At 44.0% G+C, this 17,241-nt stretch carries 10 protein-coding genes; 9 read left to right on the top strand and 1 reads right to left on the bottom strand.

Annotated features, from left to right (window positions below; all coding sequences use genetic code 11):
• The first annotated feature begins 333 nt into the window (after window positions 1-333).
• Window positions 334-1,953, top strand: a complete 1,620-nt coding sequence (locus tag AC1DO4_RS07330; protein WP_477414345.1) for a sodium:solute symporter family protein — start codon at window positions 334-336, stop codon at window positions 1,951-1,953.
• A complete protein-coding gene (locus AC1DO4_RS07325; protein ID WP_477414343.1) occupies window positions 1,920-2,852 on the top strand; it encodes a dihydrodipicolinate synthase family protein in 933 nt (310 codons plus the stop codon). The genes AC1DO4_RS07330 and AC1DO4_RS07325 overlap by 34 nt, the downstream gene beginning before the upstream one ends.
• Here the strand turns inward: AC1DO4_RS07325 and AC1DO4_RS07320 are convergent.
• Window positions 2,849-3,736: an AraC family transcriptional regulator gene (locus tag AC1DO4_RS07320; RefSeq protein WP_477414341.1), complete on the bottom strand. Its 888-nt coding sequence runs from the start codon at window positions 3,734-3,736 to the stop codon at window positions 2,849-2,851. The genes AC1DO4_RS07325 and AC1DO4_RS07320 overlap by 4 nt on opposite strands.
• Before the next feature lie 454 nt (window positions 3,737-4,190).
• Here AC1DO4_RS07320 and AC1DO4_RS07315 point away from each other — a divergent pair, with 454 nt between their 5' ends.
• The 7 genes from AC1DO4_RS07315 (at window position 4,191) to AC1DO4_RS07285 (ending at window position 17,240) form a co-directional block, all read left to right on the top strand.
• The gene (locus AC1DO4_RS07315) at window positions 4,191-4,871 is read left to right on the top strand and encodes a DUF3826 domain-containing protein (RefSeq protein WP_477414339.1); all 681 of its coding nucleotides are present in this window, start codon (window positions 4,191-4,193) and stop codon (window positions 4,869-4,871) included.
• Window positions 4,872-4,964: 93 nt separating this feature from the next.
• Window positions 4,965-8,165, top strand: a complete 3,201-nt coding sequence (locus tag AC1DO4_RS07310) for a SusC/RagA family TonB-linked outer membrane protein (protein ID WP_477414337.1) — start codon at window positions 4,965-4,967, stop codon at window positions 8,163-8,165.
• Between the two features lie 12 nt (window positions 8,166-8,177).
• Window positions 8,178-10,004, top strand: a complete 1,827-nt coding sequence (locus AC1DO4_RS07305; protein WP_477414335.1) for a RagB/SusD family nutrient uptake outer membrane protein — start codon at window positions 8,178-8,180, stop codon at window positions 10,002-10,004.
• 63 nt (window positions 10,005-10,067) lie between these two features.
• On the top strand, window positions 10,068-11,729 hold the full coding sequence (locus tag AC1DO4_RS07300) for a pectate lyase family protein (RefSeq protein ID WP_477414333.1): 1,662 nt from the start codon (window positions 10,068-10,070) through the stop codon (window positions 11,727-11,729).
• Window positions 11,730-11,743: 14 nt separating this feature from the next.
• Window positions 11,744-14,893, top strand: a complete 3,150-nt coding sequence (locus tag AC1DO4_RS07295; protein ID WP_477414331.1) for a DUF6298 domain-containing protein — start codon at window positions 11,744-11,746, stop codon at window positions 14,891-14,893.
• A gap of 2 nt (window positions 14,894-14,895) precedes the next feature.
• The gene (locus AC1DO4_RS07290; protein WP_477414328.1) at window positions 14,896-16,281 is read left to right on the top strand and encodes a glycoside hydrolase family 140 protein; all 1,386 of its coding nucleotides are present in this window, start codon (window positions 14,896-14,898) and stop codon (window positions 16,279-16,281) included.
• A 14-nt stretch (window positions 16,282-16,295) separates the two neighbouring features.
• A complete protein-coding gene (locus AC1DO4_RS07285) occupies window positions 16,296-17,240 on the top strand; it encodes a glycoside hydrolase family 43 protein (protein ID WP_477414326.1) in 945 nt (314 codons plus the stop codon).
• Window position 17,241: the final 1 nt, after the last annotated feature.

Here is a 17,241-nt window from a genome sequence, read left to right as displayed (position 1 = left end):
TGTTTTTTGAACGCTGGTTAAGACTCACCCCGGCTACGCTGCGCTGGCCGACCCTCTCTCCGGCTGGGCCGCAAAGAGGGTTGAGAAGATAAAAATAATTTTTTAGCCCCTCTATGCTACGCAATCGGAGAGGGCAGACGTCCGTTAGCTAACGGATCGTCGGGGTGAGTCTTCGCCGCCATACAGTAAACATCATTCCCTGCTTGCACCCGAATGCTAATATCATACAATAGCCTGAAAAAATGTTATAGTAAATGATACTACCACAATGGTACATTTGTTTATACAGTTTTAAACCACAATATAAATCTTACTAGAAATTTTGTTTAACGCATGAAAGTGTTACCCCTGCTCGATTTTACCATTATAGGTATTTACCTGATAGGGATGATACTGGTGGGCTTTTATTTTTCGCGAAAGAATAAAAATGCCAGGCAGTTTACCATGGCATCGGGTTTAATACCGGGCTGGGCTATTGGTCTGTCTATTTACGCCACCTTTTTAAGCAGCAATACTTTTTTGGGTGTACCCGGCAAAGCCTATGGCGGTAACTGGAACGCTTTTGTATTTAGCCTGAGCATGCCGCTTGCTGCATGGATTGCGGTTAAATATTTTGTACCATTTTATCGTAACACAGGCGAGGTATCGGCCTATACGCATCTCGAAAAGCGTTTTGGTCCCTGGGCGCGCACCTATGCTGTTATTTGTTTTTTACTTACGCAACTGGCCCGCATGGGCTCGGTATTTTTTGGCATCGCGTTAAGCCTGCAGGCGCTTACCGGCGTATCAATGAAAATGATTATGCTGATAATGGGTGTCTCCATTATCATATACACGGTTTCGGGTGGCATAAAAGCAGTAATATGGACAGAAGTAGTGCAGGGTATCATTAAAACACTGGGCGCTGTGCTGATCATTTACCTGTTGGTAACCAATATCTCCGGCGGGTTTACAAAGATAGTGGATATCGGCCTGGCCAATCACAAATTTGATCTGGGCAGTTTTTCGCCCGACCTTACCCAGCCAACATTTTGGGTGATATTGTTTTACGGATTTTTTATCAACCTTAACAATTTTGGGATGGACCAGAACTATATACAGCGTTACCATGCAGCAAAATCAACCAGGCAGGCTGCAAAGTCGGTTTGGCTGTGTGTGGCGATATATGTACCTGCATCGTTCCTGTTTTTTGTAATAGGTTCCTGTTTATATGCTTACTATAGTCAGCACCCCGATCTTATTTTGAGCATTAAACACCAGGCGGCCATTGAACGCCTGCCTGCCACGGCTTCTGCAAGCCAGGTAAGTAGTGTGATGGCCAAATTAACGCCTGCAGATTATGGCGATAAAATTATGCCGCACTTTATGGTAACCAAAATCCCTGCCGGGCTGGTTGGGGTTATCGTGGCAGCTATACTCTCGGCAGCCATGAGCACCATCAGCTCGGGCATGAATGCATCGGCTACCGTTTTTACGATTGATATCTATAAGCGATATTTTAAAACACAGCTAAATGATAAGCAAACGCTTAATATTTTACATATCGGTACCGTTGTTTTCGGGCTGGCAGGTATGGGAGCAGGTATAGCTATGATAGGTGTTAAAAGTATCCTGGATGTGTGGTGGCAACTATCGGGCATATTCGCGGCTGGTATGCTGGGCTTATTCCTGTTGGGCATCGTCAGCCGGCAAACGCGTAACCATGAAGCAATCATAGCAACAATTATTGGGATGCTGGTAATTATGTGGCTTACTTTCCCTGCAATTATCCCAGATCAGTATGCATCGCTTCGCAGTACTTTAAATACCAACCTCATCATTGTAGTGGGTACACTCACTATTTTCCTCACCGGTATATTTTTAACAAAAACAGGGTGGTTTACAGCGAAAAATAAATTAAACACAACACAAACATCAAAATGGAACAGGCTAAAAAAGGTTTTATCCCAGTAATGTTAACTCCCTTTAAAAACAATGGAGCTATTGATTATGATGTACTTACCCAGCTTACAGAAATGTATTTGCAGGCAGGGGCCACCGGGGTATTTGCCAATTGCTTATCCAGCGAAATGTTTGAACTTAAGGATGAGGAGCGGCTGCAGATTATAAAACATGTTATAAAAATTGTCAATGGCGCGGTACCCGTTGTAGCCACCGGTACGTTTGGCGGTCCGGTTGCCCAACAAGCCGATTTTGTAAAAAAGGTGCACGATACAGGTACTTCGGCTGTAATTGTAATTACCAGCTTACTGGCAGATGCCGATGAGTCGGATGCGGTATTTAATTACCAGTTATTTAAGTTGTTAGATCAAACCGCTAACATCCCCTTAGGTTTTTATGAATGCCCGGTACCTTACAAAAGGTTATTATCGCCCCGGCAACTTGCCGATTTTGTAGCTACCGGCCGGGTGATCTACCATAAAGATACCTGCCTAAATATTGATGAGGTGCAGCAAAAATTAGAGGCCGGTAAAATTAACCCCGGTTTTGGTTTGTACGATGCTTATATGGGGCATGCGGTTGCGTCTTTAAAAACCGGCTCGGCAGGATTGTCCTGCATCCAGGGTAATTTTTTTCCTGAGCTTATTGTATGGTTGTGCAATAATTATGCTGATGAATCCCTGCAGTATGAAGTGGATGCCGTACAACAGTTTTTGATTGAAAACATGGATGTGATGCACAATGTATATCCCGTTGTGGCCAAATACTGCTTAACCAAACGGGGATTAAAAATTTCGACCAAAACAAGGCGCGATGTTGGCTATTTTTCACCGGCCATCCGCAGCCAGATTGAGGATCTGTACAGCAGTTACACCCACCTGCAAAATGAGGTTGGCATAAAAATTTATTAACTGGCGGCTTTTTGCCCTTTAATGTATCTCCTTTTGTACTCAAGCGGGGTCATGTTGGTTACCCTTTTAAAATGACGGTAAAAGTTTGATATGTTATTATAACCACACTCAAAGCACAGCACTTCGGTAGGCAGCTTATCCTCAATTAAAAAACGGCAGGCATGGCTGATCCTGATCTCGGTTAAAAAATCAAAATAGGTTTTTTTGGTCATCAGCTTAAAATACCTGCAAAACGAGGTAACACTAAGGTTGCCAATGGCTGCTATCTTTTCAAGACTTATTTCGGTTTTATAATTAGCCAGGGTATAGGAGCAAACCTTATTAAGGCGAATGGTATCCGATTCGTTCGACTGATGAAACTCGTTATGCGATAATATGATCGGCTCAAAGTCGTCGTTTTCTGTCAGTATTTTTAAAATAGACAGCAGCACAATAATCCTGTCGAGATTGGTTGCATTTACCGCCTGCCACATCAGGTTAGCCAATCGTGTTTTTGCCTCACCCTTAATAACCATCCCGCTTTTGGCCTTTTCAAAAAGTTTCGGCAACATATAAGCTTCGGGTAAGTTCAGCAGGTATTTGCCCAGGCAATCCGGCAAAAAATGAATAACTATCACTTCCACATTCAGGCCCGAATCCGGCAAAAAGTATTCATCCTTGCAGCGCCAGCAGTGCGGCAGCGCTTCGCCAAGTAAAGTAATTTCGCCGGGCGAAAAATTGCTGATATTATCACCAATAAAGCGCACACCTTCGCCCTTAATTACGTAGTGAAGCTCCAGTTCGGGATGATAATGCCATATGCCCCTAAAGGTTGGTAAAATATCGTGCCTGATGCTAAAAGAGTTCTGTGGTTTTACAGCAACCTTAAGGAAATGAGGCTTCATTTTTAAAAAATCAATAAACTGTTAATAAAATTAGCAGTTTAAACACTGCTTGCTAATTGGCTTACAATTTTTAAAATTATAAATATTTAAGCAAACATTGATTATAAAAAGGTAACATTCTTTTGACAGAACCAGGATGTACCGGAAAAGCGGTGTTATGATAGGATCGTACAATAAATTGATAAATACAGGTAGAAATGGCACTACCTATTATTTGATATTTGTTAAAGCATCCTGTAATACCAGGTGCCGTTACCAATTATATAAACCAACATAGTTAAATATCAATATTGTTTTTTAAGTTAAAGTATTGATGATTATTATGTGTCAGTTTAATTGTGATATGTGCAAATAAATTGTGATAAAAACTACAATATAAAGTTAATTTATTGATTTACAAGTTGTTGTAATTTTATTAAAATATATAAATATAACTTACCTTAAAGTTAAGATTATGAGAATAAAGAAATGTTTAATACTKCTGGCGCTCCTTTCTGCAGGGTGTATAAGCACATTTGCCCAGGCGCCTTCGGCAAATACCAATAAGGATAATTATACGCAGGTAATCATACAGCGCTCCGGTAAAATTGTTGATGTGTTAAATATTACCGATTCTGTAAAATATAAAAAGGTTCGTGATATTATCGCCGATCAGTATCATACGCTTAATGATATATATAATACGCGCAACGCCCAAAGCAAGCAAATAAAGGAAAAAGCCGGTGATGATAAAGCGGCGGCTAAAGCTAAAATAGCCGATGTGGACAGTAATGTTACCAAACTACTAAAAGCACAGCATACACAGTATATTTCGAAATTAGGCAGGGAACTAAACCCCGACCAGGTTGATAAAGTTAAGGATGGCATGACCTACAGGGTATACCCTATAACTTACACCGCTTATCTGGACGAATTGCTTACGCTCACCACTCCGCAAAAGGATAAAATTAAAGACTGGCTGTTAGAGGCCCGCGAAAACGCGATGGATGCCGAATCGTCGGAAAAAAAGCATGCCTGGTTTGGAAAATTTAAAGGCCGCATCAATAACTACCTGTCGGCACAAGGCTATGATATGAAAAAAGCAGGCGAGGAATGGCAGCAAAGAATTAAGGAAAGGGCAGCAGCCAAACAATAATTTAAATGAAGCACCGGGCCGGTAACGTGAGAAGTATTACCCGGGAAGTAAACTATACCAATTAATTAAATCATGAAACTAAATTAAACCTTTATGAGAAGAGTTTTTTACTTATTTTTTGCACTGCTCCTGATTAGCAGTACGCTAAAGGCCCAGAACCGGACCATAACGGGCCTGGTGACCGACGAAAATGGTTTGCCCCTGCCTGGCGCTACCATTACGGTAAAGGGAAGCACCACAGGCAGTGTAACTGGTACCGATGGCAAGTATTCCATTAAGGCCACAAATTTGCAAACGGTTGTGATCGGTGCAAAATTTATTGGCTACAACTACCAGGAAAAAGCCTTAAGGGAGGGCGAAATGAATGCCGATTTTAAACTGGTTCCATCGCAAAGCAGCCTCGACGAAGTGGTTGTAGTAGGCTATGGTACACAAAAGAAAACTCATCTTACGGGTGCAATTGCAACCGTGGAAATGAAAAACATACAGGATATACCAACAACCAACCTCGCTGCAGCCTTGCGGGGGCAGCTGCCCAACGTTTCTGTAAGCGGCGGAACTGCCAGGCCAGGCGAAAACGCTACAATACAGATTCGTAATCCTGTGTTTTTTGCAAAAGATGGCAAAACCGATCCTTTATTTATCATCGATGATAATCATAGAACGCTTAATGATTTTAACCTGCTTGATGCAAGCGAGGTTGAAAGCATTTCGATATTAAAGGATGCCGCCGCAGCAATATATGGGATTTTGGGTTCAAACGGTGTTGTTATTGTTAAAACGAAACGTGGCCAGGTGGGCGCCCCTAAGGTAACCTACAGCGGATCATACGGTATATCTGATGCAGTTGAACTGCCGCATATGATGACCGGTTTACAACAGGCAACCTATCTTAATGATTATGAGCAAACCAAAAACAATTATACCTTATCGCCTACAGGTGTTATAGGAACCGGTACAACAAAAGATGCCGCTTACTACAGCCCGGATGAATTAGATTATTTTGCCAATAACAGTTCGGATCATTTAAGGGAAGCCTGGCAATCATCATACATTATGCGCCATGCTTTAACAGTTAGCGGAGGTAATGATAAGGCAACTTATTTTGCAGGCGGCACTTACACTCAGCAAAATTCAAACTTTAAAGGGGCCAGCACCAACAAGTTTACATTCAGGGCCAGCGCTGATGCTAAAGTTGCAAGTGGCTTAAAAGTGGGTTTATCAATTAGCGGCGACACCTATTACAGCAAAAGGTATTATTTTAAACAGGGGTCAGAAAGCCTGGACAACGATTTTAAATCCTTGCTATCAATTCCGCAGTTTCAGCCGATGTATTACAACGGCTTACCGGTGCTGCAGGCATCAAATACAGGATCGTTTCAGGGTGCGAATTTTTTTGAGATACAAAAGTTAAATAACTACACATCTCAAAACACAACCATGTTAAATGTTTTGGCCAATGCCGAATATGAAATTCCTTTTATAAAAGGCCTGAAAGCTAACGTAAGCTACAATCGCAATATCAACAACGATTTTAGCAAACAATACGGTACCAGGTATAACATGTACTCATTCACCAACCTGGGCGAAAATAAGCATATAGTAGGTGGCGATGTTCAAAGTGTAATTTCGGCCAAAAATGGTGATATCGTACGTTTTACCCCAGGTATTACCAATGTGTACCAGGTAAATGGTAATTTAACTTACGCTGCCCGCTTTGGCAAACATGATTTATCGGCCATTGCTTTATTTGAGCAAAAGCACGATTCGGGCGAAAGCCTGCAGGCCTATCGTGAAGGTACCCTGGTAGGCGGTTTTGATAATATGCAGTTTGCAACCGGCGCTCAAAGTACCGATCAGGCAAATGGCAGGGTACTGCAGTTTGGCCGCCTGGCTTATGCCGGCCGTGTAAATTACGCCTACGCTGATAAATACCTGGTTGAACTTTCCATCCGTGCCGATGCTAACAACAACTTTGCGCCCGGCCATCAATGGGGATATTTTCCATCCGGTTCATTAGGCTGGGTAATGTCAGAGGAAGGATTCTTTAAAAATAATATCAGGTTTGTTAATTTCTTTAAAATAAGGGGATCTGTTGGTTTATTAGGTAACGATAGTTCAAAACCTTTCCTGTACCAGGAGAATTATAGATTAGAAACAGGCAAAGGTGCCGTATTTGGCGGAAATAACGACAGAGGCTTAACCTATGCGCCCAATATTGTAATTGCCAATGCCAATACAACCTGGGATAGCAACCTAAGCACCAATTTTGGTATTGATGCGCAGTTTTTAGAAAACCGCTTATCGTTAACTGCTGATGGATATTATTCGCACAGGTATAACATGTTATCGGGTTTAACATCGTCAGTTTCGGTACTGATTGGTGCTGCGCCGCCTACAGAAAACTTTGCATCGGTTAACACATTTGGTTATGAAATTTCATTGAGCTGGAAAGACAGGATAGGAAAAGATTTTAGTTACAGCTTTAGCCCGTTTTTATCATGGTTTGATGATAAAAACCTGAGAGTTGACCAGCCGCTTGGCAATGTGGGTACTTACCTTGATGCAACCGGGCGTCCGAGTGATAAAGGTGTATTTGGTTACCATTACCAGGGTATGATCAGGACACAGGAACAGGCTGATGCTGTAAAAGCACAGATGGCTGCTGCAGCTGGTATTTCGCCGGATGCTGTACGGATCAACGGCCTGGTGCCGGCGCCGGGAATGTTGTACTATCAGGATGTACGCGGCCCTAAAGATGCCACTGGCCAGTACACAGCTCCTAATGGTAAAATAGGCGAAGAAGACCAGGATTACCTTACCAACAAGTCAAGCAACCACTACGGCCTGGGGCTGAATTTTGGTGGTGGTTATAAAGGCATAAGTCTTAATGTAACTATGGGTATGTCGTTTGGCGGGCAAAGCCTGGTTGAAGGCGATGCAAGAGCCTTATCAAAAGCTACTGATAACCGGCCGGAGTTTTGGTCGGACCACTGGACTCCTACCAATACAAATGCAGCGTATCCTGCGCCTTATTACGCAGATTCATATACTTTAACATCTTCATTTTGGTTTAGGAGTTCGTACACATTTAAAATAACTAATATAAACCTGTCATACACGTTCCCTTCATCACTTACAAAAAAGATGGGCATAGGAAGCATAAAAGCATTCGCGGTGGCAACCAATCCGTTTAATTTTAATAACCCCTTCACCTATAGGGATAACGCCACTTCATACAATGTCTACCCCACGCTCAAAACGGTATCTTTTGGTTTAAATGTTGGTTTTTAATTATTAAAGCAAATGAAAATTCATAAAATATTATTACCGGTGATATGTTTAGCAACGGTAATTACAAGCTGCAAAAAAGTACTTAACAATGTTGACCAGGGCAATGCTGTGGCAAACCAGATCTTCAATGATTCAACTTTGGCGGTATTAAACCTTAATTACATATACAATTCAAACCTGCCCGATTGGGCTGGTGTTACCGGCGGTGCAATAAGCAACCCAAATTCGTTATCAGAGGAATCTTATTCGGATACCAAATTTTTCAGGGGAACATTAACTGCCGAAGATGTTGGAGATATTGCAACATCTGTTAACATAACCAATAATTATGGTAAGATCCGTTTTATCAACACCTTTATCAGGGATGTAAACGCAGGAACGCTGCCACTTGGCACTAAAAACAGGTTGGTTGCACAGGCTTTATTTTTACGCGCTTTCCGTTATTTCGACCTGGTACGTTTATATGGCGGTGTGCCATTGGTATTAACCCCATTGCAGGCTGTTGGCCAGGAAGCAAAAGATGCTGCCTTACTGCCGCGTAATAAAACATCAGAGTGTATTAAACAAATCAGCGCCGACCTGGATAGCTGCATTAAATATTTACCTGCAAAGTGGAACGGCTCAGATTGGGGGCGCATAACAGCGGGTGCAGCTGCAGCTTTCAAGGCCCGCGTATTATTAACATGGGCAAGCCCGCAGTTTGTAACCGCCGGAGCCAGCGATCAAAACAACCCGGCGAGCAAGCCCGAAAGATGGGAGGCCGCTTATACTGCAAATACGCAGGCTATAACATTACTGCAGGCGGGTGGTTTTGGCTTAAACTCATCGTATGAAAATATGTGGTTTACCGAAGTTAACAACCCGGAGGCGGTTATGGTTACAGGGTATAACAACTTCACTACAGACACCAAAAAAAGCAATGGCTACGATAATTCTACAAGACCATCATATTTAGGTACCGGCGGCGGCAGTAACCAGCCCACCTGGGAAATGGTAAAAGCATACCCTATGAAAGATGGTAAGCTGCCTGCTGAATCAAAATACACTTACAGCGATCAAACTTATTACCAAAACCGTGATCCCCGCTTTGATAAAACTATAGCCTACAACGGATGTACATGGTATATCATCAATAATTTGAATTACAGGTTATGGACATATTATTACAATCCCAGTCTTAACAAGCCAACTACTTTTAGTGCAGTGGAACCAAAGGCATCATCAACCGGTTTTTATTGCCGTAAAGCTATTGACCCGGCAACGCTGCAAAGTAACGTGCAGTATGAAGGTACCGACTGGATGGAGATCCGCTACGCAGAAGTATTGTTAAACCAAGCCGAATGCGCAGCTGCTACCAACAGGATTTCAGAAGCTTATGACCTTTTAGTGCAAATACGCAAAAGGGCCGGAGTAGAGGCCGGAGCAGATAACTTGTATGGCTTAAAAACAGGTATGGGCCAGGTTGAAATGATTAATGCCATTATGTTTGAGCGCCAGATAGAATTTGCATTTGAAGGTAAGCGTTTCTGGGATCTGCGCAGGAGGAAGCTGTTTGCCAATACCTTAAATGGCAAAACACGAACCGGGATTCAATGGAACGTTAATTCGGCAACTGCACCTACAAGTCTTAGTGTTTCGCCGTTTGTGGGCAGGGATGGTTTAACCGCCGATCAGGCATATCAATACTTTACCCTTAACACCAAAACGCTTGATAATGGCTACACCATTGCCTGGAAAGATGAATACTATTTCTTTGGTATTCCAACTTCATCAATTACCAATAATCCTAAACTGCAGCAAAATGTTGGATGGGGCGGGACATTCGACCCATTATTATAATTAAATATAAAGTGATAGCATTGCGGTCACCGTATAAACTAAAAGAATAATATCTACTTACCTATGAAAAAGCACACAGCTATATTTATAATAGCAGCAGCATTGGGATTTGTTAAACCGGCTTTTGCACAATATCCGGAGGTACCCCAAAAAGTAAAAGACGAGAGTGAAGCATTGATGAAAGAGGCTACCCGCCGTTCAGATTCTGCATGGCAGGTTGCGCTTCCTATAATTAAGGCAGATCAAAGGCGCGGTAAAGTATATGTGCCCTGGGCAGGCAGGCCATCAGATCTGCCGCAGGCAAAGCTGGCGGCTTTCCCCGGCGCCGAGGGCGGTGGAAAATTTACTTTTGGTGGCCGTGGTGGTAAGGTATATGTAGTAACAAGCCTTGCTGATAGTGGTCCGGGTACCTTACGTGATGCCTGCGAAAAAGGCGGCGCACGCATAGTAGTATTTAATGTTGCAGGTATTATCCGTATAAAAACGCCCATTATAGTGAGAGCGCCATACATCACCATTGAAGGGCAAACTGCACCGGGCGACGGTGTTTGTATTGCCGGCGAATCATTCTGGGTAAATACGCATGATGTAATTATCCGTTATATGCGTTTCCGTCGTGGCGAAACAAATGTTGGCCGCAGGGACGATGCCCTGGGCGGTAACCCGGTTGGGAATATCATTGTTGATCACGTATCGGCAAGCTGGGGTTTAGATGAAAATTTTTCGATGTACAGGCACATGTTTGATCCGGGCGACGGTTCAAAGGAAGAGAAGCTTGGAACAGTTAATATCACTATCCAAAACTGTATCTATTCCGAATCGCTTGATTATTGGAACCATGCTTTCGGCAGCACCACAGGCGGCGAAAACAGTTTGCTGATTCGTAACCTTTGGGCCGATAATACTGGTCGTAACCCATCGGTAGGCTGGAATGGTGTTTACAATTTTGTAAATAACGTGGTATTTAACTGGCACCACCGCTCAATGGATGGCGGCGATTATACAACAAACTATAATGTGATCAATAATTATTTCAAACCTGGTCCGGTAACACCAAAAAATGAGCCTGTAGGTCACAGGATCCTGAAACCTGAATCTGGCCGGAGTAAATTGAAAGAAAAGTTTTTTGGACGTGTATATGCCGTTGGTAATATTATGGAAGGATACCCCGAAATTACCAAAGACCCGTGGAAAGGCGGTATCCAGGTTGAAGGAGCCGGAGGCAAAGAATTGCCTGATGCGGGCGAGTATACCGATTACATGCGCTCAAACACGCCTTTCCCTATGCCGCCTTTAACCATTATGTCGGCTACGGATGCTTACAAATTTGTTATTGCCAATGCAGGTGCAACGCTGCCAAAACGCGACGCGGTTGATGCACGTATTACAGAGCAGGCGCGTACCGGAAAAATTGTTTATAAGGAAATGCAAACCGATACTGCATACCAGTTTAAGGTTCGTAAATTACCTAAAGACTCATATAAACTGGGTATCATCACGGCACCATGGCAGGTAGGCGGATATCCTGACTATAAAGGTACACCTTTCAAAGATTCGGATAATGATGGCTTGCCAAATGATTGGGAAACAAAACATGGCTTAAATCCTAAAGATGGTAATGATTCGGCCCTGCCTGCTAAAAATGGCGGTGGCTATACCAATATCGAAGTATATTTAAATACCGTAGCGATGAAAGGCGAAAAGAAGTTAGCTACATTGAAATAATTATAACAGTACTAATGTCAGGATTTGGGTTCAATAGGTTTATTTATATGTTGGTGGGGAGCATGCTTTTGCATGCTCCTTTGTTTGCTCAAAAAAAGAAGCAGGATAAACCACAGTCGCCTGTTGCTGCTGATAAAAACGGGAAGCTGATTTATGCCGTTGCCGCCAATGGCGACCGCATTCCTGATTACTCTTATTGCGGGTATATGGCGTCAGAACAGGTAATTCCTGTTGCTCCGGCACGGGTTGTAGTTCCGTTAAAGCCAGGAGATGCCACTTTGAGGATCCAGGCCGCGGTGGATTATGTGGCGGGATTGCCTGCCGGTAAGGATGGTATTCGCGGCGCTGTATTGCTTAATAAGGGGATATACGAGCTTAATGGCAGCCTTAAAATAAATGCCTCGGGTGTTATATTGCGCGGAAGTGGCATGGGGTCAAACGGAACCATATTATTGGCCGCCGGAACAGACCGGGAGACTTTTATCCATGTTTCGGGTAAAAACGACAGGCAAACCGAAAAAGAGATTAAAATTACAGATGCTTATGTGCCTGTGAATGCTAATACATTACACATTGCTGCGGGCGCTGATATAAAAACCGGTGATATGGTTAGGGTGCACAGGCCAAGCACCCAGGCCTGGATCAATACCATCAAAACAGATCATTTTGGCGGCGGCCTTACCGCATTAGCCTGGAAACCCGGCGAACGCGATATTTACTGGGATCGAAAGATAATTGCCGTTGATGGCAACACTATTACTCTTGACGCACCGCTTACCACGGCTTTAGATACAGCCTATGGCGGCGGCCTTATAGCAACCTATAAATGGCCGGGCAGAATAGCACAGGTGGGCATCGAAAATTTAAAACTGCGGTCGGCTCATGAAGCATCAAACCCAAAGGACGAAGCGCACCGCTGGATGGCCATCACTATGGAAAATGTTACCGATGCCTGGGTGCGCCAGGTTACCTTTGAGCATTTTGCAGGTTCGGCGGTATTTGTTGCACCGACAGGCAACCGTATTACCGTTGAAGATTGCAGATCACTTGCCCCGGTATCAGAAATAGGAGGGCAACGCCGTAATACCTTTTTAACCATGGGCGGGCAAACCTTGTTCCAGCGTTTATATTCAGAACAGGGGTATCATGATTTCGCAACGGGATATTGCGCCCCCGGTCCAAATGCCTTTGTACAATGTATGTCAATTCAGCCTTACAGTTTTAGCGGGTCAATTGATAGCTGGGCATCAGGTATTTTGTTTGATGTAGTAAATATTGACGCGCAGGCACTAAGTTATATGAACCGTGGACAGGATGGGCAGGGAGCGGGATGGAATTCAGCCAACAGCATGTTCTGGAACTGTACCGCTGCCCGTGTGGATTGTTACCAGCCGCCAACAGCGCAAAATTGGGCTTTTGGCACCTGGGCGCAATTTGCCGGCGACGGCTATTGGGAAGAATCCAATAGCACTATTAATCCGCGCAGCTTTTATTATGCGCAGTTGGCAAACCGATTAAATAAAGATGTAAGTAAACAAGCGGATATTCTATATTCTGCTACAGAGCCGTCAAGCAGCCCGACTGTTGAGCAGGCTGCCGCGCTAATGGCTGCTGCCAGGAAACCGGCAATAACCATAAGCGACTGGATAAACCAGGTCCCCCAAAGAAACCTGATAAACACTTCATCCGCAGGTGTAAAAACAATCGACCAAATAGGATATAAGGCAACCGGCACTATTGCTGCAGCTCCAAAAATGAGTGTTGAAAATGGGTGGCTGGTACGCGGCAATACTGTGCTTGCCGGCAAACATGCGCAAACTCCCTGGTGGAGCGGCACTGTTCACCGTGATTATACCGAAAAAGAGGCCAAGCCCGCCATCACCCGCTGGGTACCCGGCCAAACCGGAACCGGGCTTACTGATGACCTGGATGAAGTGAGCAACAGGATGCTTAAAGATAACATTGTAGCCTTTGAGCACAATTACGGTTTATGGTATGATCGCCGCCGGGATGATCATGAACGCATCCGCCGGATGGATGGCGACGTTTGGGCGCCATTTTATGAACTGCCTTTTGCCCGCAACGGTAAAGAGTTAGCCTACGATGGTTTAAGCAAATATGATCTCACTAAATACAACACCTGGTACTGGAGCCGTTTAAAACAGTTTGCCGACCTGGCCGATGAGAAGGGCCTGGTACTGGTACACCAAAATTATTTTCAGCATAATATTATCGAGGCAGGCGCGCACTATACCGATTTTCCGTGGCGTACCGCCAACAATATCAACGGTAGTGGCTTTCCCGAACCGGTACCTTATGCAGGAGATAAGCGCCAGTTTATGGCCGAACAGTTTTATGATGAAACTAACCCTGTGAGGCGTAAACTTCACCAGGCTTATATTAATAAATGCATGGATAATTTTGCGGGCAATAACGGTGTAATTCAATTTATGGGGGAAGAATTCACCGGCCCGCTTCATTTCATGCAATTTTGGGTAGAAACCATTAAACAATGGGAAGCTACTCATAAAAAGAAAGAAATTATTGGCCTTAGCGCCACAAAGGATGTACAGGACGCTATCCTGGCCGATCCTTCAAAAGCATCGGTTATCAACGTAATCGACATTCGTTACTGGTATTACCAGGCCAATGGTGCTGCATATGAACCTATCGGCGGCCAAAGCCTTGCGCCACGCCAGCAGGCACGTATTTTAAAACCCAAAGCAACATCTTTTGAGCAGGTTTACCGTGCGGTGCATGAATACCGCACCAAATACCCCGGTAAGGCTGTGCTGTTTTCTGCCGATGGCTATGACCGTTTCGGCTGGGCCGTATTTATAGCCGGTGGCTCATTGCCGGTATTACCTGCCGGTACAGATAAACAATTTTTAACTGCGGCAAGCAGCATGAAGCCTGTTGAATTGCCCGGTTCGCCAAAAGATCAATGGGCATTAAGCTCGGCCAAAGGGTACATTGTTTACAATAGTACTGATAAGGCCGTCCGTTTGGATCTGCCTGCCAATACCAGTTATAAAGCGCAATGGATAGATCCTCAAACCGGCCAAATTTTGCAAGGCGACCAACAGGTAAAAGGAGGTAATGGTACCGAAATAAAGAACCCGAACGCGGGGACTGCCATTTTATGGCTGATGAGTAAAAAATAATTATGTTAAAAAAGGTTGTTTTAATAGGTATCCTCTCTTGTTTGCTTTTCTCGTTCAAAAGCAATGAAACGGCTATGCCGGTTTTAAAAATAGCTGCAAACCAACGGTACTTTACAGCAGGCGGCAAACCTTTTTTTTGGTTGGGCGATACCGGCTGGCTCCTGTTTTCGAAGATGAACAGGGAAGAGGCCGAACAATACCTGGATACCCGGAGCAGGCAAGGTTTTAACGTGATACAGGTTATGGTGGTGCATAGCATCAAAGAAACAAACGCCTATGGCGACTCGGCCTTAAGTAATAAAAATATCGCCCAACCTAAAGTAACTCCCGGGAATACCTTCGGCAAAGCGCAGGAATACGATTATTGGGATCATATTGACTGGATAATCAGTAAAGCTGCCGAAAAAGGACTTTACATTGCCTTGGTGCCGGTATGGGGATCGGTAGTTAAAGAAGATCATATCGGCGCAGCTAAAGCCAAAATTTATGCTGAATTTTTAGCCAAAAGATACCGCGACCGTTCAAACATCATCTGGATGAACGGTGGGGATATAGCCGGTACCGACTCACTGAAAACATGGAACGCCATTGGTAATACGCTGCACGACCTTGATACAGCACACCTCATTACGTACCACCCGCGCGGGCGTACACAATCATCAACCTGGTTTCATGAGCAGCCCTGGTTAAGTTTTAATTGCTTCCAGTCGGGGCATCGTACCTATGCCCAGGATACCTCAAAAAAAGACTTAAAGTATGGCGAGGATAACTGGAAATATGTGCAGGTTGACTATGCCAAAACGCCCATAAAACCTACGCTTGATGCCGAACCGTCCTATGAGAAAATTCCCTATGGATTGCATAATCTCAAACTGCCAAGGTGGACGGATGCCGACGTAAGGCGATATGGTTACTGGTCGGTATTTGCCGGTAGCTGCGGTTATACCTACGGCCACAACGATGTAATGCAGATGCACAAGCCAACAGATAAAAACAGCGCCTATGGCTCAAAAGGATATTGGTACAACTCTATAAATGATCCCGGCGCCAGGCAAATGATCTACCTTAAAAAACTAATGCTATCGCGGCCATATTTTGACCGGGTGCCCGATCAGACACTTATTGCAGGGCCGCAGGGTGAAAAATATAACAGGCTTATAGCTACCCGTGGTAAAAACTATGCATTTATTTATACCTACACCGGCAGAGAAATTAATGTGAATACCGGGCAACTAACGGGATCAAAGATAAAAGCATCCTGGTTTAACCCGCGTAACGGACAAGTTACAGCAATAGGCACGTTTACCAAAGCAAAAACGCTTAAATTCAATCCTCCTGGCCAAAAAACAAATGGCAATGATTGTGTACTGATCATTGACGCTATATAAACCTGAGATAAAACATGAACCGATTAGTTAAATACGTAGCGTTGTTATTTGTCTTTGTTATGATGATATCATGCAAGGCAGGTAAAATCGTATACATTTTCACCTCGTTTCATGAACCTGCCAATGAAGGGCTCCGGTTTTTATACAGCTACGATGCCTGGCACTGGACAGACCTTAACCATGTATTTTTAAAACCGGATGCCGGCCAGGCGAAAATCATGCGCGACCCATCCATTACCCAGGGGCCGGATGGTGTTTACCACCTGGTATGGACAACCGGCTGGAAGGATGATAAGGGTATTGGCTATGCCAGCTCAACAGATCTGGTGCATTGGTCGGCACAACAGCACATTAATGTGATGGAATACGAACCGACCGCTGTTAATGCCTGGGCGCCCGAATTGTTTTATGATGATGAAGCCGATCGGTTTATTATCGTATGGGCATCAACAGTGCCCAACCGTTTCCCTAAAGGGCAGGAGGACGAGAACAATAACCACCGCCTGTATTATACCACAACCAGGGATTTTAAAGCGTTTACGCCAACCAAACTATTCCTCGATCCGGGCTTTAGTGTAATTGATGCCGAAATTGTAAAGCGGGCCAAAAATGATTATATCCTGGTAATGAAGGATAATACCCGGCCCAACCGCAATATCCTGGTTGCATTTAGTAACAACCCATTGGGGCCATACAGCAGCTATACCAAACGTTTTACCGAAACGTACAGCGAAGGCCCATCTTTAACTAAAGCGGATAACAACTGGCTTGTTTACTATGACTCATACCGGTTAAAAAGATATGGCGCTATGCGCACTACTGATTTTAAAACTTTTACTGATGTATCAGATAGTGTGAAGGTGCCCGAAGGGCATAAACACGGCACCATTTTTAAAGTGACCAAAAAACAACTGGATTTACTGCTAAAGGAAGCACAGTTGAAAAACGACAGAAGCTAAC

The organism is Mucilaginibacter sp. P5_A6 (assembly GCF_056400585.1).
Note: the sequence above shows the minus strand (reverse complement) of the source record. Positions and strands in the feature narration are given on the sequence as shown.